General features: G+C 42.9%; 1 protein-coding gene. It reads left to right on the top strand.

Annotated features, from left to right (window positions below):
* On the top strand, positions 1 to 266 hold a 266-nt coding region (locus ACFINC_RS10300), incomplete at both ends, for a M24 family metallopeptidase (RefSeq protein ID WP_375617150.1).

The following is a 266-nucleotide window of genomic DNA, read 5'->3' as shown; positions in this document are numbered from 1 at the left end:
TTATCCATTACCGTGTAACAAATCAAACCAATAAACAACTCAACGCTCATGAACTTTATCTTGTGGATTCAGGTGGACAATACCGTGATGGCACCACAGATGTCACGCGCACAGTTGCAATTGGGAATATTGGAGAAGAAGAAAAACGCTGTTTTACTCTGGTCCTAAAAGGCATGATTACTCTTTCAACCGCTTGCTTTCCAAAAGGAACACGCGGACAAGACATTGATGTTCTAGCACGCATTGCCTTGTGGAAAGCCGGTTTT

It is taken from the genome of Bartonella sp. AP58NXGY (genome assembly GCF_042195785.1).
GTDB lineage: Bacteria > Pseudomonadota > Alphaproteobacteria > Rhizobiales > Rhizobiaceae > Bartonella.
This window is presented reverse-complemented; position numbering and strand designations above follow the sequence as displayed.